A 22,721-nucleotide genomic window follows, 5' to 3' on the forward strand; every position below is an offset into this window, starting at 1 on the left:
TCCATGAACGGGGAACTGGACGGGCCGTCGGGCGGGGCCGGTGCGCAGGCAGCGCACCCGTTACCGATACGGGAGATGACCGAGGCCGATATCGACGCGGTCGCGGCCGTACGGGTCCGCGGTTGGCAGGCCGCCTACCGGGGGCTGATGCCGCAGGCGTATCTGGACGCGATGAGCGTGGCCGAGGACGCCGAACGACGGCGCTCGTGGTTCGGCCGCCGCCCCCCGGAGGTGTCCGACCTGGTGGCCGAGCGCGACGGCGGGATCGTCGGCTGGATCAGCGTGGGGCCGGCCCGGGACCCCGAACTCGCCCCGGGACCGGCCGCCGCACCCGAGGCCGGTCGGCCGGCGGGCGAGGTGTACGCCCTCTACCTGTCTCCGGTCGCGATCGGCACCGGCGTCGGACGGTCCCTGCTGCACGCCGGGACGGCGCGCGCCCGCGCCGGCGGATTCAGCGCGCTGTACCTGTGGGTGCTGCGCGACAACGCCCGCGCCCGGCGGTTCTACGAACGGGCCGGCTTCGTGCCGGACGGGGCGGAGGAGGCGTACGAGGTGGCCGGCAGCAGCGTCCCCGAGGTGCGCTACTGGCGCCCGCTGGGGCCGGGCCCGCGCTGAGCGCCGTCGGCCCCGGCCCGGCCGCCGTCCCCCTTCTCCTCGGGCCCGTCCTGCCCGGGCACCTCATGGACCCCCAGTCGCGCCAGCGAAGCCGCCGCTGCCGCCGCGAGCCGGGGGTGGGCGACGGCGGCGGCCAGCGCGGGGACGGCGCGCCGGTCGCCCAGCGCACCCAGGCCCTCCACACAGGCGAGCGCCACCCGCCAATAGGGGGTGTGCGGGGTCAGCAGCCGCTCCAGGGTCACGATCAGCGCCGGTACGGACTGCGGCGCACGGAGCTCGGCGAGCAGCCGGACCGGGTGCAGGGCGTAGGCGGTGCGCAGCGGGTTGGTGGCGAGCGCGGCCGCGGCGCGGGCGGTGCGCGGGTCGCCGAGCCGGCTCAGGGCGTGCGCGGCGGTGGCGCAGCGCACCGGGTCGCGGTAGTTCAGCAGCAGCACGAGCGTCTCGAAGGCGCGCTTGTCCCCGGCGCAGCCGAGGATGAAGGCGGCGATCTCCCTGGCCCACAGGGGGCGTTCGACGGCGACCAGCATCCGGGCCAGTTCCTCCCGCCCGGCGGGGGTGTTCTTGCGGGCCAGCCCCAGTAACCGCTCGTAGGCGACCAGATCCTGTGGGGAGCGGAGTTCGGCCCGCACCCGGTCCGTCAACTCGTGGAATTCCTCTTCCATTTGTCGCTCCCCTCCCGCCGGGCCGCCCGGCCCCTGCGACGTGGCCTGCACCACAGCCTAATGACCCGGACTACCCCTGGCGCTTCGGTTACCCACCGGTTAACCTGCTGGAACGAGCAGCACCACTGCTCAGGCGGCCTGGTGACGCAGCCGCCACAGAGTGAAGTCGGTTCGGCACCGCACAGCACGACACCAGTACGGAGTACATGGCACGGCCCCGGGACAGGGCCCGCCGCACCTCCGGCACCGCCGGCGCTGCCAGCAGCGCTGCGGCTCTCTCGGCCCACCGCCGTAATTCCCGCCGCTGCGTTTCGCTACGCCTCGCGTCCGCGCGGACACCCCTCAGTCGTCACTTCTCCCCTGCTCTCAGGGGAACACCCTCAGGAGTCTCGCGATGGGCCCTCAGTCCACCCCTGATCTCTCAACTGAAGCCTCCCCACCGTCCCTTTCCACCGTGGCCGTCGTCGGCCTGGGCACCATGGGCACCGGTATCGCCGAGGTGCTGACCCGGGCCGGCCGCGAGGTCGTCGGTATCGACACCGACGAGGCCGCGGCCCGGCACGCCGTCGCCACGCTCGAAGCGGCCACCGCCCGCGCGGTGCGGCGCGAGCGGATCACGGAGCGGGAGCGCCAGGACATCCTGGCCCGCTTCCGCACCTTCACCGACCTCCAGGCCGCCGCGGACGCCGACCTCGTCATCGAGGTGGTCCCCGAGGACTACGAGCTCAAGCGGCAGGTCTTCGCCGAGCTGGACGCCGTGGTGCGTCCCGACGCCATCCTGGCCACCGGCACCAACGCGCTGTCCGTGACGCGGCTGGCCGCCGACTCGCAGCGCCCCGAGCGGGTGCTGGGCCTGCACTTCTTCAACCCCGCACCGGCCATGAAGCTGGTCGAGGTGGTCTCCTCGGTGCTCACCGCGCCGACCGCCGTCGCGGCCGTCACCCAGCTCGCCCGCGACCTGGGCAAGGACCCGATCCCGGTCGGCGACCGGCCCGGTTTCGTCGCCGACGGGCTGCTCTTCGGCTATCTGAACCAGGCCGCGGCGATGTACGAGTCGAAGTACGCGACCCGCGAGGACATCGACGCCGCGATGCGGCTCGGCTGCGGGCTGCCCATGGGCCCGCTCGCGCTGCTCGACCTGATCGGCGTGGACACCGCCCGTACGGTCCTGGAGGCGATGTACGCCGAGTCCCACGACCGTCTGCACGCCCCCGCGCCGATCCTGGGCCAGCTGGCCGAGGCGGGGCTGACCGGCCGCAAGGCGGGGCGCGGCTTCTACACATACGAGGCTCCGGGCAGCCCCACCGTGGTTCCGGACGCCGAGAGCCCGGCGGCGGCCGGCGGGGACGCCGCCGGGCGCGCGGTCTCCAGCGTCGGCGTCGCCGGCTCCGGGACGATGGCCAGCGGCATCGCCGAGGTGTTCGCCAAGGCCGGCTACTCGGTCGTGCTGGCCGCCCGCAGCCTGGAGAAGGCCGAGAAGGCCAAGGCCCGGATCGCCAAGTCGCTGGGCCGCTCGGTGGACAAGGGCCGGCTGACCGCCGAGGCCCGGGACGCCGCGCTGTCGGCGATCACCCCGGCCGGCTCGCTCGACGCGTTCGCCGACGTGGACCTGGCGGTCGAGGCGGTGGCCGAGGACCTGACGGTCAAGCAGGAGCTGTTCAAGGCGCTGGACAAGGTCTGCAAGCCGGGCGCCGTCCTGGCCACCACGACCTCCTCGCTGCCCGTCGTCGCCTGCGCCCGTGCCACCTCGCGCCCGCAGGACGTCATCGGGATGCACTTCTTCAACCCGGCGCCGGCCATGAAGCTGGTCGAGATCGTCCGTACGGTCCTGACCGCCGACGACGTGCACGCCACGGTGCGGGCGGTGTCCGCCAAGGTCCGCAAGCACCCGGTGGACTGCGGCGACCGGGCCGGCTTCATCGTGAACGCGCTGCTGTTCCCGTACCTGAACAACGCGATCAAGATGGTCGAGGAGCACTACGCGTCCCTGGACGACATCGACGCCGCCATGAAGCTCGGCGGCGGCTACCCGATGGGCCCGTTCGAACTCCTCGACGTGGTCGGTCTGGACGTGTCCCTGGCCATCGAGAAGGTGCTGCACGCCGAGTTCCGCGACCCGGGACTCGCCCCGGCTCCGCTGCTGGAGCACCTCGTCGCCGCGGGCTGCCTCGGCCGCAAGACCGGCCGCGGCTTCCGTGAGTACGCCCGGCGCTGACGCGTGGCGGCGCCCCCGCCCGGGAGCGGGAGGCTGGGGTGGACTGCTGGAGCCCGACGGCGGTCCGCCCCCGCTCACAAGGGCGGAGGCGGCGCCTCATGCCGCAGGTCGCGTAAATATGCAGTACCGTCCCCACATGTCCCAGCCCGCTCGCACGCAGCCCTCCGAGACCCCCGAGACCAGCACTCCCGGCACCCGCCGGGCGGCCGCGCAACGGCTCAAAATGCGCCGCGAACTGTCGGCGGCGGCCATGGAGCTGTTCGCGACCAAGGGCTATGAGGCGACCACGGTCGACGAGATCGCGGCGGCCGCGGGCGTCGCCCGGCGCACCTTCTTCCGTCACTTCCGTTCGAAGGAAGAGGCGATCTTCCCCGACCACGACGACACCCTCGTACGCGCCGAGGCCGTCCTGGACGCCGCCCCGCCGCACGAGAACCCCCTCGACACGGTCTGCCGCGGCATCAAGGAGGTCATGCGGATGTACGCGGCCTCGCCGGCCGTGTCGGTGGCCCGTTACCGACTGACCCGCGAGGTACCCACCCTCCGGGAAGCCGAGATCGCCTCGGTGGCCCGCTACGAGCGGCTGTTCACCCGCTATCTCCTGGGGCACTTCGACGAGGGCGCCCACCGCGAGGGCGACGACGACCCGCTGCTGGCCGAGGTCGCCGCGTCCGCCGTGGTGACCGCGCACAACCATGTGCTGCGCCGCTGGCTGCGGGCCGGCGCGGAGGGCGATGTCGAGGCGCAGCTGGACCACGCCTTCGAGATCGTCCGCGAGACCTTCGGCGCCGGTATCGGCGCCGGCCGCACCACCACGGGGGAGCAGCCCGCGGCGGCCGTCTCGCGGGAGGGCGAGGTGCTGGTCGCGGTGGCCCGCACGGACGCCCCGCTGGACGAGGTCATGCGCACGATCCGCAAGGCGATCAAGGACCGGAAGTGATCCCGTAACGGCCTGACGGACCCGGCTCGCTCGTGCTATCCACATGGACGTGGCGGACGCGAGCGAGGCGGGGCCGGCTCCGGCCACCCACAACATCGTCAGTGGCGGGCAGACCCGCGACGTCATCCAGGGCGGCGTCGTGCAGATCTACGCCACCCCCTCCCCCGTCCGCTCGCTCAGCGCGCTGCCGCCCCGGCCCGCCGCCCTGCTCGGCCGCGAGGCCCCGCTCGCCGAACTCCTCGCCCTCCTGGCGCCCGACGGCCCCGCCGGATCGCCCACCGCGATAGCGGTCACCGGGGAGGGCGGCGTCGGCAAGTCGGCGCTGATGGCGGCCGCCGCCCATGAGGCGCACAAGTGGTTCCCCGGCGGGGTGCTGTACGAGGACGCCCGCGCACACGGCGCCGAGGGCCGGATGAGCGTCGAGGAGCTGGTGGGCACCTGGCTGCGCTCCTTCGGCATCCCCGGCGACCAACTCCAGCCCCACCGGACCGGTCTGCTCGGCCAGTTCCGCAGCCGGCTGCGCGAGGCGGACGAGGCGCTGCTCATCCTGCTCGACGACGCCTCGCCCGACGAGCACATCGGCCCGCTGATACCGCCCGACAGCCGGCACCGCCTCCTGGTGACCGTCCGCTCGGTCCCCGAGGACGCCGGGATCGCCGTGCTGCGGCTGGACACGCTCAGCCCGCAGGACTCCGCCGCGCTGCTGGAGGCCGCGGCGACCGAGCCGGTCCCCCAGGCGCACCTGGACGAAATCGCCGCGCTCTGCGGCCACTTGCCCCTGGCGCTCGACGTCGTGGCGGGCCGGCTGCGCAACGGCGACGACAGCGCACGGCGGGTGCTGGCGGCGTTACGTCCGCCCGGTGAGCGACTCGCCGAACTCGACCCGGTACGGCAGGCGTTCGCGGCCTCCTACCAGGCGCTGGCCGACCCGGACGCGCGCATGCTGCGCTACCTGGGGCTGCACCCCGGCACCGAGATCGACGCCGAGTCCGCCGGTGCGCTGGCCGGCGTCTCGGCGGCGGAGGCCGACCGGATGCTGCGCCGGCTGACCCGGGCGCAGCTGCTGCGTGCCACCGGCTCCGAGGGCCGGGTCCGCTTCCACGACCTGCTGCGGCTGTACGTGGACGAACTGTCGTGCCAGGAGCCCGAGTCGGCGCGCACCGCGGCGCTGGACCGTCTGATGGCGCACTACGCCCGGCGCGCCGCCACCGCCGACGATCCGTGGTTCGACCGGGAGCGCGGCGCACTGGCGGCGGCGCTGGCGGATGCGGTGGACCACGGCCGGCACGCGGGGGTCGAGCCGGTCGTGGATCACCTGGTGGCGTATCTGCTGCGGCGCAGCCGCACCGTGGACGCGCTGTTCGTGCTGCGGCAGGGGGCCGTCGCGGCGCAGCGCCGGGCGGACCACCGCCGGGAGGCGGAGCTGCTGCGGACGATGCGGCGGCAGTACCGCGCCCTGGAGCTGTGGTGGGAGGCCCAGTCGTGCGCCGAGGCGGGCCACCTGGCCCGTATCCGGGCCGGGGTGCGCTCGCCGGAGCTGGACGACGACCTCGGCGAGCAGGCGGCGGAGCGCGGCGACCACGCGGCCGCGGCGCACCACTACGGGCGGGCCGTGCGCGGCTGGGCGCTGCGCGGCGACCGGCGCCGGCTGGCCACCTCGCTGCTGGCCCGGGCCGACGCCGAGGAGCGGCTCGAACACGTCCAGGACGCGGCGCGGTCGTACCAGATGGCGGTGGCCGCGGCGGACCTCAGCGGCGAGCACGCGGTCGCCGCGTACGCCTGGCTGAAGTCGGCCCGCTGCGCCGCCCACCGGCACCACCGCGCGCACCAGCATCAGCTGCTGCGCCGCGGTCTGGCGGCGGCGCGCCGGTCGAACGACGTACGGGCGACGATCGAGGCGCTGGCGCAGCTGTCCGAGGCGGAGATCGAGGACGGGCGGCCGGGGGCGGCGGAGCAGCTGCTCAGGGAGGCGCTCAGCGAAGCCGACGCGCACAACCTGCCGCTGCTGCGGGCCCGGCTGCTGGCGAGCAGACCGCCGTGGCTGAAGCTGCCGCCGGACCACGGGGACGAAGGGGCCTCCCCGGCGCGGCCGGACCGCGGCGCGCAGAAGACGCCGCCGCCCACGGCGCCCGAACCACCCGTGGAGTCCGCGGCACGGCACATCCGCCCCGTCCTGCTGCGGCTGCTGGCGCTGCCCGCCTGCGGCGCTCTGTGGGCGCTGGGGTGTCTGGCCGGGGCGCTGGTGCACGGCGGCCCCGTCGCCCTGTGGCTGGCGCAGCTGGCGCTGGCCGGTGGCACGGCGTGGGCGGCCCGGCGGGTGTGGCAGCAGAGTCGGGGCAGCCGGCTGGGCGATCTGGCCGCGGTCTTCCTGCACCGCTTCCACACGCTGCCCGCCGCGGCCCTGCTCGCCGCCGACGCCCGGGCGGGGGCGGCGGGCTCCGGCGTCGTCGCGGCGCTGCTGCTCGCACTGCACTCCGCCGCCCAGCTGTGGCCGGGGGTCCGTGAGCGCCTGAGGTCCCGGGGCCGACCGGACACGTGACCCGAATGGCCTAACCACCTCCACGTTGACGCCGGGTACAAGCATGGTTTCCGTGAGTGGCCGGCACGCCTCCGATCGGGCCATCCGTTGCTCATGCGTGCCGCCCGGATGACATCTGAGAGAAATTCCTGGCACTCAGTGTCTTGTCGACTGGCACGCGGTGTCATACGTTGAGGGTGTCCGGGCGGCCGGCGCGTAGCGAACCCACGCGCGCCGGCTGTCCCACCAGCCCTACGCGGCTGTCCGCCCGGACGCCTGCGTCACAGGCGAATTCCCAGCTACGGCTGGACTCGCGCACACAAGCGCTGCCAGGCACCGCGACCGGCGGCTCTGCGACCCCCGCAGAGACGGCGGAGACGGCGCCACCCCGGCCGAACCGACGGCACCACCTCCGCTCCACCCCCGACGTTCCCTCAAGCCGTTCCCTCAACGGACTTCGCCGGAGGCACCCCGTGAACGAAATCCTGGACGCAATCCTCGCGCCTGACACCACCAGCGCCGACTTCGCCGCGCTGCCCATCCCCGAGTCCTACCGCGCGGTGACCGTGCACAAGGACGAGGTCGAGATGTTCGACGGCCTCACCACCAGGGAGAAGGACCCCCGCAAGTCGCTGCACGTCGACGACGTGCCGGTGCCGGAGCTGGGCCCCGGTGAGGCCCTGGTGGCCGTGATGGCCTCCTCCGTGAACTACAACTCGGTGTGGACCTCGATCTTCGAGCCGCTGTCGACGTTCGGGTTCCTGGAGCGCTACGGCCGCCTCTCCCCGCTCGCCAAGCGGCACGACCTGCCGTACCACGTCATCGGCTCCGACCTGGCCGGTGTCGTGCTGCGCACCGGTCCCGGCGTCAACGCCTGGAACCCCGGCGACGAGGTCGTGGCGCACTGCCTGTCCGTCGAGCTGGAGTCCTCCGACGGCCACAACGACACCATGCTCGACCCCGAGCAGCGCATCTGGGGCTTCGAGACCAACTTCGGCGGCCTGGCCGAGATCGCCCTGGTCAAGTCCAACCAGCTGATGCCCAAGCCCCAGCACCTGAGCTGGGAGGAGGCGGCGGCGCCCGGCCTGGTCAACTCGACCGCCTACCGCCAGCTGGTGTCCCGCAACGGTGCCGGGATGAAGCAGGGCGACAACGTGCTGATCTGGGGCGCGAGCGGCGGCCTCGGGTCGTACGCCACCCAGTTCGCGCTGGCCGGCGGCGCCAACCCGATCTGTGTCGTCTCCAGTGAGCAGAAGGCGGAGATCTGCCGGAAGATGGGCGCCGAGGCGATCATCGACCGCAGCGCCGAGGGCTACAAGTTCTGGAAGGACGAGCACAACCAGGACCCGCGGGAGTGGAAGCGCTTCGGCAAGCGGATCCGGGAGCTGACCGGCGGCGAGGACGTGGACATCGTCTTCGAGCACCCGGGCCGGGAGACCTTCGGCGCGTCGGTGTACGTCACCCGGAAGGGCGGCACCGTCGTCACCTGCGCCTCGACCTCCGGCTACAACCACGAGTACGACAACCGCTACCTGTGGATGTCGCTGAAGCGGATCGTCGGCTCGCACTTCGCGAACTACCGCGAGGCGTGGGAGGCCAACCGGCTGATCGCCAAGGGCAAGATCCACCCGACGCTGTCGAAGACCTACACCCTTGAGGAGACCGGGCAGGCGGCGTACGACGTGCACCGCAATCTGCACCAGGGGAAGGTCGGCGTGCTGGCCCTGGCGCCCGAAGAGGGTATGGGTGTGCGCGACGAGGAGATGCGCGCCAAGCACCTGGACGCCATCAACCGGTTCCGCGACGCGTAAGCGGCACGGAACCACAGACACCGGCCGGAACGCCTGAGACACCTCGGACGTTTCGAACCTCGAAGATTCGGGCCTGATATGACTGAGCGTCAGAAGGATCGTCCGTGGCTGATGCGGACCTACGCCGGGCATTCCACCGCCGAGGCGTCCAATGAGCTGTACCGGCGCAACCTCGCCAAGGGGCAGACCGGGCTGTCGGTCGCGTTCGACCTTCCGACGCAGACCGGCTACGACCCCGACCACATCCTCGCCCGCGGCGAGGTCGGCCGGGTCGGGGTCCCGGTGTCGCACCTGGGCGACATGCGGCGGCTGTTCCAGGACATCCCGCTGGACCAGATGAACACCTCGATGACCATCAACGCGACGGCGATGTGGCTGCTGGCGCTGTACCAGGTGGTCGCCGAGGAGCAGGGTGCCGACATCACCAAGCTGTCGGGGACCACCCAGAACGACATCGTCAAGGAGTACCTCTCGCGCGGGACGCACGTCTTCCCGCCGGGACCCTCCCTGCGACTGACCACCGACATGATCACGTACACGGTGGCGAACATCCCCAAGTGGAACCCGATCAACATCTGCAGCTACCACCTGCAGGAGGCCGGGGCGACTCCGGTGCAGGAGATCGCGTACGCGATGTCCACCGCCATCGCGGTGCTGGACGCGGTGCGCGACTCCGGGCAGGTCCCGGCGGAGAAGTTCGGCGACGTCGTGGCCCGTATCTCGTTCTTCGTGAACGCCGGCGTCCGGTTCGTCGAGGAGATGTGCAAGATGCGCGCCTTCGGCCGCATCTGGGACCGCATCACCCGCGAGCGCTACGGCATCGACAACCCCAAGCAGCGCCGCTTCCGCTACGGCGTCCAGGTCAACTCGCTCGGGCTGACCGAGGCGCAGCCGGAGAACAACGTCCAGCGGATCGTGCTGGAGATGCTGGCCGTCACCCTCTCCAAGGACGCCCGCGCCCGCGCCGTGCAGCTCCCGGCCTGGAACGAGGCACTGGGGCTGCCGCGCCCCTGGGACCAGCAGTGGTCGCTGCGCATCCAGCAGGTCCTGGCGCACGAGAGCGACCTGCTGGAGTACGAGGACATCTTCGCCGGCTCGCATGTCATCGAGGCCAAGGTCGACGCCCTGGTCACCGACTGCCTCGCGGAGATCGAGCGGATCCAGGAGATGGGCGGCGCGATGGCCGCGGTGGAGTCCGGCTACCTCAAGTCGCAGCTGGTCTCCGCGCACGCCGAGCGGCGGGCCCGGATCGAGGCGGGCGAGGAGAAGATCGTCGGCGTCAACTGCTTCGAGTCCACCGAGCCCAACCCGCTCACCGCGGACCTCGACACCGCGATCATGACCGTCGACCCGGCCAACGAGGCACGGGTCGTGCAGGCCCTGCACGACTGGCGGGACAACCGCGACGAGGTGCGCGCCCAGGAGGCGCTGTCGGCCCTGAAGAAGACCGCGGCCGGTGACGCCAACCTCTTCGCGGCCACCCTGGAGTGCGCCCGCGCCGGTGTGACGACCGGCGAGTGGGCCTGGGCCCTGCGGGACGTCTTCGGCGAGTTCCGGGCGCCCACGGGCGTCTCCAGCGCCCCCCTGGCGGTCGCCGCCGAGGAGGGCAGCCCGCTGGCGGCGGTCCGCGAGAAGGTCGCCAAGACCGCGGCCGAGCTCGGCAGCGGCAAGCTGCGGCTGCTGGTCGGCAAGCCCGGCCTGGACGGGCACAGCAACGGCGCCGAGCAGATCGCCGTACGGGCCAGGGACGCCGGCTTCGAGGTGATCTACCAGGGCATCCGGCTCACACCGGAGCAGATCGTCTCGGCGGCGGTCGCCGAGGACGTGCACTGCGTCGGCCTGTCGATCCTGTCCGGCTCGCACGCCGAGCTGGTGCCGGACGTACTGGCCCGGCTGCGCCGCACCGGCGTGGACGACATGCCGGTCATCGTCGGCGGCATCATCCCCTCCGCCGACGCCACCGCGCTCAAGGAAGCCGGAGTGGCGGCCGTCTTCACTCCGAAGGACTTCGGTATCACGGAGATCATCGGCCGTATCGTCGACGAGATCCGCAAAGCGAACCAGCTCGACCCCCTGGAGGTCCCCGCATGACAGCGCCAGCGCCTGTCAGCCGACTGCGGCCGCGCCGCTCGTGCCTGGCGGTCCCCGGCAGCAATCCGCGCTTCCTGGAGAAGGCCCAGGGCCTGCCCGCGGACCAGGTGTTCCTGGACCTGGAGGACGCCTGCGCCCCGCTCGCCAAGGAGGGCGCGCGGCACACCATCGTCGACGCGCTGAACGGCGGCGACTGGACCGGCAAGACACGGGTCGTACGGGTCAACGACTGGACGACGCACTGGACGTACCGCGATGTCATCACGGTCGTCGAGGGCGCGGGGCAGAACCTCGACTGCATCATGCTGCCGAAGGTCCAGGACGCCCAGCAGATCGTGGCGCTGGACCTGCTGCTGACGCAGATCGAGAAGACCATGGGCTTCGAGGTCGGCCGGATCGGCATCGAGGCGCAGATCGAGAACGCCAAGGGCCTGGTGAACGTCGATGCGATCGCCGGCGCCTCGCCGCGCCTGGAGACCATCATCTTCGGACCGGCCGACTTCATGGCGTCCATCAACATGAAGTCCCTGGTGGTCGGCGAGCAGCCGCCCGGCTATGGCGCGGACGCCTATCACTACATTCTGATGCGCATTCTGATGGCGGCTCGGACCTACGATCTGCAGGCGATCGATGGCCCGTACCTTCAGATCAAGAACATTGACGGCTATCGCGAGGTGGCCGGCCGCGCCGCCGCGCTCGGCTTCGACGGCAAGTGGGTACTGCACCCGGGTCAGGTCGAGGCCGCCAATGAGGTGTTCTCCCCCTCCCAGGAGGACTACGACCACGCCGAGCTGATCCTGGACGCCTACGAGTGGCACACCTCGGAGGCGGGCGGAGCCAAGGGTTCCGCGATGCTCGGCGACGAGATGATCGACGAGGCGAGCCGGAAGATGGCGCTGGTGATCGCCGGCAAGGGCCGGGCCGCCGGCATGATCCGTACGTCCAAGTTCGAGGCCCCGGAGGCATAAGCGCGATGCAGTTCGGCCGTACCTATGAAGAGTTCACCATCGGCGATGTGTACAAGCACTGGCCGGGGAAGACCGTCACCGAATACGACGACCACCTCTTCTGTCTGCTCACGATGAACCACCACCCGCTGCACATGGACAGCAACTACGCGGAGCAGACCACCGACTTCGGAAAGAACGTCGTCGTCGGCAATTACATCTACTCGCTGCTGCTGGGCATGTCGGTGCCGGACGTCTCCGGAAAGGCCATCGCCAATCTGGAGATCGAGTCGCTGAAGCACGTGGCGCCGACCTTCCACGGCGACACGATCTACGGCGAGACCACGGTGCTGGACAAGACGCCGTCGAGGTCCAAGTCCGACCGCGGCATCGTGTACGTCGAGACCAAGGGCTACAAGCAGGACGGGACCCTGGTCTGCGTCTTCCGGCGCAAGGTGATGGTCCCCACCGCCACCTACATCAAGGAGCGCGGCGGCGAGCAGCCCGGCCGCCCGGAGCTCAAGGCCCCGCCGGCCAAGAAGGAGAAGTAGCCATCATGACCCGTCTTGCGCAGACCGAGGGCCTGACTGACATCCAGCGGGAAATTCTCTCCACCGTCCGCGGCTTCGTGGACAAGGAGATCCTGCCGGTCGCCACCGAGCTCGAACACCGCGACGAGTACCCGACGCAGATCGTCGAGGGGCTGAAGGAACTCGGCGTGTTCGGCCTGATGATTCCGGAGGAGTACGGCGGGCTGGGCGAGTCGCTGCTCACCTACGCGCTGACCGTCGAGGAGATCGCCCGCGGGTGGATGAGCGTCTCCGGCATCATCAACACCCATTTCATCGTGGCGTACATGCTCAAGCAGCACGGCACGCAGGAGCAGAAGGACTACTTCCTGCCGAAGATGGCGGCCGGTGAAATCCGGGGCGCCTTCTCGATGTCGGAGCCGGCGCTGGGCTCGGACGTGTCGGCCATCTCCTCCAAGGGCGTGCGGGACGGCGACGATTACGTCCTCAACGGCCAGAAGATGTGGCTCACCAACGGCGGTTCGTCCACCCTCGTGGCGGTGCTGTGCCGTACGGACGAGGGCCACCCGGAGGGCACCGCCCCGCACAAGTCGATGACGACCTTCCTCGTGGAGAAGGAGGCCGGATTCGGCGAGGTGCGCCCCGGCCTGACCATCCCGGGCAAGATCGACAAAATGGGCTACAAGGGCGTCGACACCACCGAACTGATCATGGACGGGCTGCGCATTCCCGCCGATCGGGTGCTCGGCGGCCAGACCGGACGTGGCTTCTATCACATGATGGACGGCGTCGAGGTCGGCCGGGTCAATGTCGCGGCACGGGGCTGCGGCGTCGCCCAGCGCGCCTTCGAGCTGGGCGTTTCCTACGCGCAGCAGCGACACACCTTCGGCAAGCCGATCGCCCAGCATCAGGCCATTCAGTTCAAATTGGCAGAAATGGCGACAAAGGTCGAAGCGGCCCATGCGATGATGGTTAACGCCGCTCGCAAAAAGGACTCGGGCCAGCGAAACGACCTCGAAGCGGGCATGGCGAAGTACCTGGCCTCCGAGTACTGCAAGGAGGTAGTGGAAGACGCGTTCCGCATCCATGGCGGGTACGGCTTCTCGAAGGAGTACGAGATCGAGCGCCTCTACCGCGAGGCCCCGATGCTCCTGATCGGTGAAGGTACCGCCGAGATCCAGAAAATGATCATTGGTCGCCGGCTACTGGAGGAGTACCGAATCCAGGGGTGAACGCCCGGTTTGGGCCGATTTACCCTAGACGAAGATCACACCCCGTCATCCTACTTCGGCCACGGATTGGCTCTGGCTCTTGGCCAGTTGCCGCTCGCAACCGATAGCATCCTTGGAAAGCCGCCGTCCCCCATATCCATACGCGGCATCCTCCGCTACGAAGGTCATTCATGCCCCACAGCCAATCCTCTGCACAACGCGGTCGCGTCCGCCTCGCGCGCGGAGCGTCGCCGTGGCTCCTGCCGACCGTTGCCACGGCAGCGGTCAGCCTCGCCCGGTCCCGCCGGTCGGGTCGCTGGGCCGCCGTTGCCGTGCCCACCACCGCTCTGGCGGCGGGCATGCTGTGGTTCTTCCGCGACCCCGAGCGGGAGATCGCTCAGGGTCGTGTCATCTCCCCGGCCGACGGCGTGGTGCAGAGCATCATGCCGTGGAAGGACGGGCGCACCCGCGTCGCGATCTTCATGAGCCCGCTGAACGTCCACGTCAACCGCGCGCCGCTGGCCGGCACGGTGACGTCCGTGGAGCACATCCCCGGTGGATTCGTTCCGGCGTTCAACAAGGAGAGCGAGAACAACGAGCGGGTCGTCTGGCACTTCGACACCGAGCTCGGCGACATCGAGATGGTGCAGATCGCCGGCGCGGTGGCCCGCCGTATCGTCCCCTATGTGCCCGAGGGCACCAAGGTGGAGCAGGGCGAGCGGATCGGTCTGATCCGCTTCGGCTCGCGCGTCGACGTCTACCTCCCGGAGGGCGTCGAGGTGGCGGTCGAGGTCGGCCAGGCGACCACCGCGGGGGTGACACGCCTTGACCGTGATTGATCCCGAGACTCAGGCGGGCTGGGCGCCCGAGACCGACGGGGACGAGGACGACATGCCGCTGTCCACGCGGCTGTCAATAGCGGACACCCTGACCCTCGGCAACGCCATCTGCGGCTTCATGGCCGTGTACTTCACCACCACCGGCGTCCTCATCCCGCACCTCACGGGGACCGAGGACGGCGGGATGGCCCGGCACAGCGCGGCCATGGCCGTGATCCTGATGCTGCTCGCGTCGGTCTTCGACCTCTTCGACGGACTGGTGGCGCGCAAGCTGCGGGCCTCGGCGATGGGGGCCGAGCTCGACAACCTCTCCGACCTGATCAGCTTCGGGCTGGCGCCCGCGTACTTCGTCGTGACCTGGGGCATGGTCGCCTCGGACGCCAACCAGGCCAACCAGCGGGTGTCCGTCGTCGCGGCGGTGGTGGTACTGCTGGCGGTGGTGCTGCGGCTGGCGCGGTTCTCCTGCGTCACCCTGCGCGACGGGATCTTCCAGGGCATGCCGAGCCCGTTCGGCGCCCTGACCGTCGTCGCCATCGTGCTGCTGGAGCTGCCGTTCCTGCCGACGCTGCTGGCGATCATCGGGGTGGCCTGGCTGATGGTGAGCCGGGTCGAGTACCCCAAGCCGCGCGGCCGCCTCGCGGTGGCGATGCTCAGCTGGATCGTGCTCAGCATGGGCATGCTCGCGGCCTGGGCGCTGGACGCCCCCGGCGGCCAGCTGCTGCTGCAGACCGGCTGCTCCCTCCAGGTGGTCCTGGGCGCGATGATCCCGCTGTTCGCGACGGCCCGGAGGGTCAACACCTTCCGCGACAACCGCCGCGAGTCGCGCGCCGAGTCGCGCGCCGCGCAGCTGCCCTAGCGCAGACGCGGCACCCCGCGGAACGCCGAGAGCCCCGAGCGAACGATTCGCTCGGGGCTCTCGGCGTTCCGCGGGGTGCGCCGGGACCGGCCTCAGACCAGGAAGTCGCGGGCCAGGCTCGCCGCGGCCCGCTCCAGCAGCGGGCCCGCCTCGGCCATACAGCGGGCCGGGTCGGACTCCAGGTCCGTCAGGGCGTAGGCGCGCTGGATACCGGCCCGGCTCAGGGCCTCCTGCGGCAGTTGGAGCCGGCCGCAGACCGCGACCACGTCCAGGCCGGCCGCCCGGGCCGCGGCGGCGACACCTGCCGGTGCCTTGCCGTGCAGCGTCTGCTCGTCCAGCGAGCCCTCGCCGGTGATCACGAACGTGGCCCTCGCCAGGGCCGGGGCGAAGCCCAGCACATCGAGCATCACCTCGATGCCCGGCCGGAACGCCGCGTCCAGCCCCACCAGCGCGCCGTAGCCGATGCCGCCGGCCGCGCCCGCGCCGGGCGCCAGGGCGCACTCGGCGGCCTTGGGGCCGACCGCGCGCTCCAGCACCTCGGCGTAGTGCGCGAGGGCGGCGTCGAGCACGGCCACGTCGTCCGGGCCGGCGCCCTTCTGCGGGCCGTAGACCGCCGGGGCGCCCTTGGGACCCGTCAGCGGGTTGTCGACGTCGCTGGCGAGCACGATCTCGGTCTTGGCCAGCCGGGGGTCCAGGCCCGACAGGTCGGCCGTGGCCAGATCGCGCAGCGGGCCGCCGCCGGGGGCGACCGGCTCGCCGTCCGCGTCGAGGAAGCGGGCGCCCAGCGCCGCGAGCATGCCCGCGCCGCCGTCGGTCGTGGCGCTGCCGCCGACGCCGAAGACGATCGTGGTCGCGCCCGCGTCCAGGGCCGCCAGCAGCAGCTCCCCGGTGCCGTACGTGGTCGCCGTCAGGGGGGCGAAGGCGCCCCCGGGCAGGTGCTGGAGGCCGGACGCCTCCGCCATCTCCACCACCGCGGTGCCGTCGTCGCGCAGCGCGAAGGTGGCCGTCACCGGCGCGCCGGTGGGGCCGGTCACCCGCACCCTGTGGGGCGCGAATCCAGCGGCGAGGGCCGCCTGTGTCGTGCCGTCGCCGCCGTCCGCGACCGGGACGGCCGCCACGTCCAGATCGGGGACCACGCGCCGCAGACCGGCCGTGACGTGCTCGGCGACCTCTACGGCCGTGAGTGAACCCTTGAACTTGTCCGCGGCGATCAGCACATGTGCTGTGTGTGTCCTTGCTGCGTCCGCCACCGTGTTTCCCCTTGCTTTCGAACTGGCAGTCGCGCCGCTGCGACCTTATCCGGCGAGCGGCCCGGCGAACAGGGCACATAGGTCGTAGGCGCTCCCGAAAGCGCCCAAGTGCGCCCTCGAAGATCGGCCGGGCAGGCTCTAGGCTCGCGCCGTGACGACCATGGATTACGCCACGTACCTTGCCGGTCTGCCCCGTGTTCTCGCGGGGGCGGGAGCGATCTTCCGTGACGCGGAAGGCCGCATTCTGCTCGTGGAGCCCAACTATCGCGACACCTGGATCCTGCCCGGCGGGACGGTGGAGTCGGACCGCGGCGAGTCGCCCCGCCAGGCCGCGCGCCGCGAGACCGCCGAGGAGATCGGCCTGGACGTGGAGCTGGGCCCGCTGCTCGCCGTCGACTGGGTGCGCGGGGAGGGGCGGCCGCCGTTGGTGTCGTACCTCTTCGACGGCGGAGTGCTGGACGCCGGCCGGCTCGCCGCCATCCGGCTGCAGGAGGAGGAGCTGCTGTCGTGGCGGCTGGTCCATTGGGACGAGGCCCAGACCCTGGTGAACCGGGCGATGGCGCTGCGCATCGGCGCCGCCCTCAAGGCCCTCGCGGACGGCCGCGGACCGGCGGAGCTGGAGGACGGGGTACCGCCTTTGGTCGCCGGCGGCATGACGGGATGATGCCTGCGGTGCCCGGAAAATGACATGATCGGCGGCCGCCCGCGGGCCTAGGGTGCCCTCGTGGACAACGCCGTGGAAGACACCGTGGAAGACGCCGTGGAAGACGCCGTGGGAGCGATCGCCGCCAAGGTCGCCCGGGTGCCCGGAGTGGTCGGGGTGATGCTCGGGGGCAGTCGGGCGCGGGGGACGCACCGGCCCGACTCCGACTGGGATCTGGGGCTCTACTACCGGGGCGAGCCGGATCTGGCGGCACTGGAGACCCTGGCCGCGGAGCTGACCGGCGGGCCCGTCGAGGTCCATGCGCCGGGGGCCTGGGGCGCGTGGGTCAACGGCGGCGCCTGGCTCGTACTGCCCGACGGGCGCCGTATGGACTGGATCCTGCGAGACGTCGACCGGGTGTGGCGGGTGTGGGAGGAGTGCCGCGCGGGCCGCTTCGAAATCGGGGTCCAGGCCGGTCATCCGCTCGGCTTCTGGTCGCCCGCCTACCCGGGGGAGGCGGCGCTGGGCCGGGTGCTCGCCGACACCGACGGGGAGCTGGCCCGGCTGAAGGAGGCGGCCCGGGACTACCCGCCGGCGCTGCGCACGGCGCTGACCGGTGCCGCGGTCTGGGACGCCGGGTTCTCGACGGCGATGGCGGGCCGGTCGTACGCGACCCGGGACGTGCTGCACGCGGCGCTGTGCCTGTCCCGCGCCGTCGGCCACCTCGTCCAGGCGCTGCACGCGCACCACGGCGTCTGGTGCCTCAACGAGAAGGGCGCGCTGGCGGCGGCCGCGGCGCTGCCGCAGACCCCGGCCGGCTTCGGTGACCGCGCCGCCGCCGTGCTGTCCCGGCTCGGGCCCACGGGGGACGAGCTGCGCCGCGCGCTGGCGGAGGCGGAGCGGCTGGTGGCGGAGGTGCGGGCGGTGGTGGACGGCCCGGGCGCGCCCGCCGCGTCAACGGCGGACTGAGCGCTGCCCGGCCGTGGCTCAGCGGCTGACGCCGACCGTGTGGCCGTAGGTCTGCGGATCGGCGAGGAAATCGAGCATGGCGCGGGCCACGTCGGCGCGGGCGATGGAGGCCCCGGCCGGCCCGGCTTCGACGGCATGGCGGTAGCGGCCCTCGCCCGGCTTGTCGAGCAGGCGGGGCGGGCGGACCGCGGTCCAGTCGAGGCCGCTGCCGCGCAGTACGGCCTCCATGCGCTCCAGGTCGGTGTACAGCTCCTTGAGGACCGCCCACAGCAGGGGCCCGAACACCCGGTGGCTCAGGAACGGCTGGCCGGTACCGGCGCGGTTGAGCGGGCCAGCGCTGATCATGAGCACCCGCCGTACGCCGGTCGCCTTCATCGCCTCGACCACCGCGCGGGCCGAGGTGGAGGCGGGCCGCAGCGGGTCGTGCCGGCCGACCTGGCCCATACCGGAGAGCACCGCGTCGGCGCCGTCGACCGCCGCCTGGACGGACGCGGCGTCGAGCGCGTCGGCGCGGACGACGGTCAGGTGGTCGTGCCGCTCGGTGAGCTTCTCCGGGCTGCGCAGCGCGGCGGTCACCTCGTGTCCGTCGGCCAGCGCCTGGCGGACGAGCTGCCGGCCGACGCCGCCGGACGCGCCGAGAACGGTGAGCTTCATGCCTCTCCCGGGATGAGTGGAGGTCGGGTGGGTGCGGGAATGCACACAGGTGAGTGGGTACTCACTCACCACGCAGTGTGAGTGAGTACCCACTCACCTGTCAATGTAGGATCGCGGCATGCCCCACGACGCCGCCGCTCCCCTGACCGGAGGCGCCCGCACGCGCGCCCGCATCCTCGACGCCGCCGCCGCCCTGATGGCGACCGTGGGGCTGACCCGCACGACGACGAAGCAGATCGCCCGGGAGGCCGGGTGCTCCGAGGCGGCGCTGTACAAGCACTTCCGCAGCAAGGAGGAGATCTTCGTCCGGGTGCTGCACGAGCGCGCCCCGCGGTTCTCCACGGCGCTGGAGCAGCTGCCGGACGTCGTGGGCGACGAGCGCGGCCCGTCCGGGCACCTCCAGGAGGTGGCGCTGGCGGCCGTCCGCTTCTACCGGCGCGCCTTCCCGATGGCGGCGTCGCTCTTCGCCAGTCCGGAGCTGCTGGCGACCCACCGCCGCAAGCTGGACGAGCTGGGCACTGCCGGCCCGCAGAACGCCAGCCAGCAGCTGGCCGGCTACCTGCGGGCCGAGCAGGAGCTGGGCCGGGTCTCGTCGGCCATCGATCCGCACGCGGCCGCCACGCTGCTCATCGGGGCCTGCTTCCACCGGGCCTTTCTCGACCTGTTCTTCGGCACCGAGGCACCGGCCGGCGCACTGCTGCCCGAGTCCGAGGAGGAGTTCGCGGCGCAGACCGCACGGGCGCTGCTCGACGGACTCACGCCACGGGCCGCGTCCTAGGGCCGTCGCCTCGCCTCCCGGGGGCGCCGCGCAGGGCTCGGGTGCCGCACGCCTCCGCCGGGAACAGCGTGTCCGGCTCCGCCGACCGTTCGAAGGCGAGCAGCCGGCGCTTGCGGTCCAGGCCGCCGCCGTAGCCGGTCAGGCTGCCGTCGGCGCCGACGACGCGGTGGCAGGGGACGATGATGCCGATCGGGTTGCGCCCGTTGGCCAGGCCGACCGCGCGGGCCGCCGACGGTGCCCCGATCAGCTCGGCGAGCTGCCCGTACGAGAGCGTCTCGCCGTACGGGATGGTGCGCAGCGCCGCCCAGACGCGGCGCTGGAACGGTGTGCCGCGCAGCGCGAGCGGCAGGTCGAAGGTGGTCGACTCACCGCGGAAATAGGCCCGGAGCTGGGTGATGGCGGTGGCGAACGGCGGGTCGCCGGGGTCAGCCGGACGTCCGAAGGTCTCCTGGGGCGGGCGATGCCGCTGGTCGGTCATGTACAGGCCGGTCAGCGCCGCCCCGGCGGCGACGAGGGTGAGGGGGCCCACCGGGGTGCCGGTCAGAACGGTGTGGGTGAGGGGTGCGGTGTCGTCGCGGGGTGCGGGTGCGTGGACGGTCATGGCTGCGGCTCAGTTCGTCGGGAGGTGGTTGATGGGGTGGTCGTCGGTCGCCCAGAGGTACTGCACGGCGTAGGCGCGCCAGGGGCGCCAGACGGCGGAGTGCCGCACCAGGGCCGCCGGGGTGTGCGGCAGGCCGAGGCCGGCGGCCGCACGGCGCAGTCCGAGGTCGGTCGGGGTGAAGGCGTCGGGGTCGCCGAGGCCGCGCATGGCGATGCACTCGACGGTCCAGGGGCCGATGCCGGGCAGCGCGGCGAGCCGGGCGCGCGCCTCGTCCCGGTCGCTGCCGACGCCGAGGTGCAGCGCTCCGGAGGCGAGGGCGGCGATGAGGCCGGTGAGCGTGGCGCGGCGGGTGCGGGGCATGGCCAGCGACTCCGGGTCGAGTGCGGCGAGCGCGGCGGCGGACGGGAAGAGGTGGGTCAGGCCGCCGCCCGGGTCGTCGACCCGCTCACCGTGTGCGCGGACCAGCCGTCCGGCGTGGGTACGGGCGGCCGCGGTGGAGATCTGCTGGCCGAGGACCGCGCGGACGGCGAACTCGGCGGCGTCGACGGTGCGCGGGACCCGGCGGCCGGGCGCCTTGGCGACCAGCGGTGCCAGCTGCGGGTCCTCGCCCAGCAGTCCGTCGACGGCTTCCGGGTCCGCGTCGAGGTCGAGCAGCCGGCGGCAGCGGGCGATGGCGCCGGCCAGATCGCGCAGGTCGGTGAGGGCCAGCCGGCAGTCGATATGGTCCGGCCGGGGCGCGAGCGCGACGATGCCGTGCCCGTAGGGGAGGCTCAGGGTGCGGCGGTAGGCGCCGTCCCGCCACTCCTCGACACCCGGGACCGCGGTGGCCGCGAGGTGCCCGAAGAGGTTGTCGGGGTTCAGCGGCGCCCGGAAGGGCAGTCGCAGCGCGAGCGTGCCGGGGACCGCCGCACGCGAGCCGGGCCGGGCGCGCTGCCGCAGTTCGGTCGGGGAGAGCGCGAAGACCTCCCGCACCGTCTCGTTGAAGGTGCGGATACTGGCGAAGCCGGCGGCGAAGGCGACCTCGGCCATCGGCAGCGCGGTGGTCTCCACCAGGAGCCGGGCGGTCTGGGCGCGCTGGGCGCGGGCCAGGGCGAGCGGCCCGGCGCCCAGCTCGGCCAGCAGCTGCCGCTCGATCTGCCGGGTGCTGTAGCCGAGCCGGGCCGCGAGGCCGGGGACGCCCTCGCGGTCGACGATGCCGTCGGCGATCAGCCGCATGGCGCGGGCGGTGAGATCGGCCCGCTCGTCCCACTGCGGGGACCCGGGGCTGGCGTCCGGGCGGCACCGCTTGCAGGCCCGGAACCCGGCCTGCTGAGCGGCGGCGGCGCTGGGGTAGAAACGCATGTTCTCGGGCTTGGGCGGCACCACGGGGCAGCTGGGGCGGCAGTAGATCCGGGTGGTGAGCACCGCCGTGTAGAACCAGCCGTCGAAGCGGGCGTCCTTGGACTGCACGGCGCGCAGACAGCGCTCGGTGTCGGTGTGCATGCCCCCAGGATTGCCCAGTGGGGCGGGTCGCGGCTGGCGAGAATCCGACATCAACGTCGGGTGACCAGGAGGGGCCCGGGTCACCCGGCCTCAGGTTCCGTTCGCCGCGAAGCGGTCCAGCGCCGCGATCACCTCGTGCCGCATCGTCCCGCTCCCCTTGTGCCCCGCATCGTGGAGCACGATCAGCCGGGCGGTGGGCCAGGCGCGGGCCAGTTCCCAGGCGGTGTGCAGGGGCGAGCTCAGGTCCTGGCGGCCGTGGACGAGCACACCGGGGATGCCCGCCAGCCGCCCGGCGTCGCGCAGCAGGGCGCCCTCCTCCAGCCAGGCGCCGTGCGAGAAGTAGTGCGAGCAGATCCGCACCAGGTCGAGGCGGGCCCTCGACGGCCGGTCGCCGAAGGGGTGGGCCGAGCCGGACGGCTCCAGGGAGAGCACCGCGTCCTCCCAGGCGCACCAGTCGGCGGTGGCCCGCTCCCGTACGGCCGGGTCGGGGTCCGCCGTCAGGCGCGCGTACGCAGCGACGACGTCGCCGTCCCGGTCCGTCCCGGGCGCACCGGCCAGCAAGCGTTCCCACTGCTCGGGGAAGAACCGGCCGACGCCCCGGTAGAGCCAGTCGATCTCCGAGCGCCGGGTCGTGGTGACGCCGGGGATGACGATCTCCGACACCCGCTCGGGGTGGCGCTCGGCGTACGCCAGGATCAGCGTCGAGCCCCAGGACCCGCCGAACAGCAGCCAGCGATCGATGCCCAGGTGGTGGCGCAGCCGCTCCATGTCGGCGAGGAGGTGGTCCGTCGTGTTGTGCCGCATGTCCGTGGCCGGATCGCTCGCGTGCGGGGTGCTGCGCCCGCAGCCGCGCTGGTCGAAGAGGACGACCCGATAGCGGTCCGGATCGAAGTACCGGCGTGCCGTGGTGGTGCACCCCGAACCCGGACCGCCGTGGACGACCAGTGCGGGCCGGCCTTCCGGATTGCCGCAGACCTCCCAGTACACGAGGTTGCCGTCGCCGACGTCGAGCAGGCCGGTGTCGTGGGGCTCGATCGGCGGATACAGCTCACGGAGCGTCTCTTCGGAGGGCGTGGGAACCTGCACGTCGGCCATGCCGACAGGGTGTC

At 72.4% G+C, this 22,721-nt stretch carries 20 protein-coding genes; 14 read left to right on the top strand and 6 right to left on the bottom strand.

What is annotated here, in order from left to right; translation table 11 throughout:
• The first annotated feature begins 75 nt into the window (after window positions 1-75).
• Complete coding sequence (locus ACZ4NB_RS22015; protein WP_467664035.1) at window positions 76-615, top strand: GNAT family N-acetyltransferase; 540 nt, start codon at window positions 76-78, stop codon at window positions 613-615.
• On the opposite strand, the gene ACZ4NB_RS22020 is transcribed toward ACZ4NB_RS22015, so the two are convergent.
• Window positions 582-1,277 carry a HEAT repeat domain-containing protein gene (locus ACZ4NB_RS22020; RefSeq protein ID WP_467663905.1) on the bottom strand — a complete coding sequence of 232 codons (696 nt, stop codon included), beginning with the start codon at window positions 1,275-1,277 and terminating at the stop codon, window positions 582-584. The two genes, ACZ4NB_RS22015 and ACZ4NB_RS22020, sit on opposite strands and share 34 nt — an antisense overlap.
• Before the next feature lie 394 nt (window positions 1,278-1,671).
• Here ACZ4NB_RS22020 and ACZ4NB_RS22025 point away from each other — a divergent pair, with 394 nt between their 5' ends.
• From ACZ4NB_RS22025 to pssA, 10 genes are all read left to right on the top strand, one after another.
• Entirely contained in the window at window positions 1,672-3,492 is a 1,821-nt protein-coding gene (locus ACZ4NB_RS22025) for a 3-hydroxyacyl-CoA dehydrogenase family protein (protein WP_467663906.1), read from the top strand.
• A 136-nt stretch (window positions 3,493-3,628) separates the two neighbouring features.
• Window positions 3,629-4,432, top strand: a complete 804-nt coding sequence (locus tag ACZ4NB_RS22030) for a TetR family transcriptional regulator (protein WP_393489920.1) — start codon at window positions 3,629-3,631, stop codon at window positions 4,430-4,432.
• 49 nt (window positions 4,433-4,481) lie between these two features.
• Window positions 4,482-6,971: a hypothetical protein gene (locus ACZ4NB_RS22035; protein WP_467663908.1), complete on the top strand. Its 2,490-nt coding sequence runs from the start codon at window positions 4,482-4,484 to the stop codon at window positions 6,969-6,971.
• Window positions 6,972-7,423: 452 nt separating this feature from the next.
• Window positions 7,424-8,761: a crotonyl-CoA carboxylase/reductase gene (gene ccrA, locus ACZ4NB_RS22040; RefSeq protein WP_467663910.1), complete on the top strand. Its 1,338-nt coding sequence runs from the start codon at window positions 7,424-7,426 to the stop codon at window positions 8,759-8,761.
• A gap of 78 nt (window positions 8,762-8,839) precedes the next feature.
• Entirely contained in the window at window positions 8,840-10,852 is a 2,013-nt protein-coding gene (locus ACZ4NB_RS22045) for a protein meaA (protein WP_467663912.1), read from the top strand.
• Complete coding sequence (locus ACZ4NB_RS22050; protein ID WP_393489907.1) at window positions 10,849-11,820, top strand: HpcH/HpaI aldolase/citrate lyase family protein; 972 nt, start codon at window positions 10,849-10,851, stop codon at window positions 11,818-11,820. The genes ACZ4NB_RS22045 and ACZ4NB_RS22050 overlap by 4 nt, the downstream gene beginning before the upstream one ends.
• 5 nt (window positions 11,821-11,825) lie before the next feature.
• On the top strand, window positions 11,826-12,350 hold the full coding sequence (locus ACZ4NB_RS22055; RefSeq protein ID WP_399148918.1) for a MaoC family dehydratase: 525 nt from the start codon (window positions 11,826-11,828) through the stop codon (window positions 12,348-12,350).
• Between the two features lie 5 nt (window positions 12,351-12,355).
• Entirely contained in the window at window positions 12,356-13,561 is a 1,206-nt protein-coding gene (locus ACZ4NB_RS22060; protein ID WP_467663914.1) for an acyl-CoA dehydrogenase family protein, read from the top strand.
• A gap of 170 nt (window positions 13,562-13,731) precedes the next feature.
• Window positions 13,732-14,379 (top strand): phosphatidylserine decarboxylase, encoded by a 648-nt coding sequence (locus tag ACZ4NB_RS22065; RefSeq protein WP_030079423.1) that lies wholly within the window; start codon window positions 13,732-13,734, stop codon window positions 14,377-14,379.
• Entirely contained in the window at window positions 14,366-15,235 is an 870-nt protein-coding gene (gene pssA, locus ACZ4NB_RS22070; protein ID WP_467663916.1) for a CDP-diacylglycerol--serine O-phosphatidyltransferase, read from the top strand. Before ACZ4NB_RS22065 ends, pssA begins: the two co-directional genes overlap by 14 nt.
• A gap of 92 nt (window positions 15,236-15,327) precedes the next feature.
• Here pssA and ACZ4NB_RS22075 read toward each other — a convergent pair whose 3' ends face one another.
• On the bottom strand, window positions 15,328-16,452 hold the full coding sequence (locus tag ACZ4NB_RS22075; RefSeq protein ID WP_467663918.1) for a glycerate kinase: 1,125 nt from the start codon (window positions 16,450-16,452) through the stop codon (window positions 15,328-15,330).
• Between the two features lie 193 nt (window positions 16,453-16,645).
• Here ACZ4NB_RS22075 and ACZ4NB_RS22080 point away from each other — a divergent pair, with 193 nt between their 5' ends.
• Both ACZ4NB_RS22080 and ACZ4NB_RS22085 read left to right on the top strand, forming a co-directional pair.
• Entirely contained in the window at window positions 16,646-17,149 is a 504-nt protein-coding gene (locus ACZ4NB_RS22080) for an NUDIX domain-containing protein (protein ID WP_467664037.1), read from the top strand.
• 108 nt (window positions 17,150-17,257) lie between these two features.
• Complete coding sequence (locus ACZ4NB_RS22085; protein WP_467664039.1) at window positions 17,258-18,097, top strand: nucleotidyltransferase domain-containing protein; 840 nt, start codon at window positions 17,258-17,260, stop codon at window positions 18,095-18,097.
• 18 nt (window positions 18,098-18,115) lie between these two features.
• Here the strand turns inward: ACZ4NB_RS22085 and ACZ4NB_RS22090 are convergent, their stop codons facing one another.
• Window positions 18,116-18,751: an NAD(P)-dependent oxidoreductase gene (locus ACZ4NB_RS22090; RefSeq protein ID WP_467663920.1), complete on the bottom strand. Its 636-nt coding sequence runs from the start codon at window positions 18,749-18,751 to the stop codon at window positions 18,116-18,118.
• A 118-nt stretch (window positions 18,752-18,869) separates the two neighbouring features.
• On the opposite strand from ACZ4NB_RS22090, the gene ACZ4NB_RS22095 reads away from it, so the two are divergent.
• Window positions 18,870-19,529, top strand: a complete 660-nt coding sequence (locus ACZ4NB_RS22095; RefSeq protein ID WP_467663922.1) for a TetR/AcrR family transcriptional regulator — start codon at window positions 18,870-18,872, stop codon at window positions 19,527-19,529.
• On the opposite strand, the gene ACZ4NB_RS22100 is transcribed toward ACZ4NB_RS22095, so the two are convergent.
• The 3 genes from ACZ4NB_RS22100 to pip all read right to left on the bottom strand — a co-directional run bounded on the left by ACZ4NB_RS22100 (window position 19,507) and on the right by pip (window position 22,707).
• Complete coding sequence (locus ACZ4NB_RS22100; protein WP_467663924.1) at window positions 19,507-20,130, bottom strand: methylated-DNA--[protein]-cysteine S-methyltransferase; 624 nt, start codon at window positions 20,128-20,130, stop codon at window positions 19,507-19,509. The genes ACZ4NB_RS22095 and ACZ4NB_RS22100 overlap by 23 nt on opposite strands.
• A gap of 9 nt (window positions 20,131-20,139) precedes the next feature.
• On the bottom strand, window positions 20,140-21,612 hold the full coding sequence (locus ACZ4NB_RS22105) for an AlkA N-terminal domain-containing protein (RefSeq protein ID WP_467663926.1): 1,473 nt from the start codon (window positions 21,610-21,612) through the stop codon (window positions 20,140-20,142).
• 90 nt (window positions 21,613-21,702) lie between these two features.
• Window positions 21,703-22,707, bottom strand: a complete 1,005-nt coding sequence (pip, locus tag ACZ4NB_RS22110; RefSeq protein ID WP_467663928.1) for a prolyl aminopeptidase — start codon at window positions 22,705-22,707, stop codon at window positions 21,703-21,705.
• Between the last annotated feature and the right edge of the window lie 14 nt (window positions 22,708-22,721).

It is taken from the genome of Streptomyces sp. NPDC026575 (assembly GCF_055567415.1).

Excerpts from the sequence above, each read along its gene's own strand:
- ACZ4NB_RS22015 (WP_467664035.1), top strand. The coding sequence starts at position 76 with ATGACCGAGGCCGATATCGACGCGGTCGCGGCCGTACGGGTCCGCGGT.
- ACZ4NB_RS22020 (WP_467663905.1), bottom strand. The coding sequence starts at position 1,277 with ATGGAAGAGGAATTCCACGAGTTGACGGACCGGGTGCGGGCCGAACTC.
- ACZ4NB_RS22025 (WP_467663906.1), top strand. The coding sequence starts at position 1,672 with ATGGGCCCTCAGTCCACCCCTGATCTCTCAACTGAAGCCTCCCCACCG.
- ACZ4NB_RS22030 (WP_393489920.1), top strand. The coding sequence starts at position 3,629 with ATGTCCCAGCCCGCTCGCACGCAGCCCTCCGAGACCCCCGAGACCAGC.
- ACZ4NB_RS22045 (WP_467663912.1), top strand. The coding sequence starts at position 8,840 with ATGACTGAGCGTCAGAAGGATCGTCCGTGGCTGATGCGGACCTACGCC.
- ACZ4NB_RS22050 (WP_393489907.1), top strand. The coding sequence starts at position 10,849 with ATGACAGCGCCAGCGCCTGTCAGCCGACTGCGGCCGCGCCGCTCGTGC.
- ACZ4NB_RS22055 (WP_399148918.1), top strand. The coding sequence starts at position 11,826 with ATGCAGTTCGGCCGTACCTATGAAGAGTTCACCATCGGCGATGTGTAC.
- ACZ4NB_RS22060 (WP_467663914.1), top strand. The coding sequence starts at position 12,356 with ATGACCCGTCTTGCGCAGACCGAGGGCCTGACTGACATCCAGCGGGAA.
- ACZ4NB_RS22065 (WP_030079423.1), top strand. The coding sequence starts at position 13,732 with ATGCCCCACAGCCAATCCTCTGCACAACGCGGTCGCGTCCGCCTCGCG.
- ACZ4NB_RS22080 (WP_467664037.1), top strand. The coding sequence starts at position 16,646 with ATGGATTACGCCACGTACCTTGCCGGTCTGCCCCGTGTTCTCGCGGGG.
- ACZ4NB_RS22090 (WP_467663920.1), bottom strand. The coding sequence starts at position 18,751 with ATGAAGCTCACCGTTCTCGGCGCGTCCGGCGGCGTCGGCCGGCAGCTC.
- ACZ4NB_RS22095 (WP_467663922.1), top strand. The coding sequence starts at position 18,870 with ATGCCCCACGACGCCGCCGCTCCCCTGACCGGAGGCGCCCGCACGCGC.
- ACZ4NB_RS22100 (WP_467663924.1), bottom strand. The coding sequence starts at position 20,130 with ATGACCGTCCACGCACCCGCACCCCGCGACGACACCGCACCCCTCACC.
- ACZ4NB_RS22105 (WP_467663926.1), bottom strand. The coding sequence starts at position 21,612 with ATGCACACCGACACCGAGCGCTGTCTGCGCGCCGTGCAGTCCAAGGAC.
- pip (WP_467663928.1), bottom strand. The coding sequence starts at position 22,707 with ATGGCCGACGTGCAGGTTCCCACGCCCTCCGAAGAGACGCTCCGTGAG.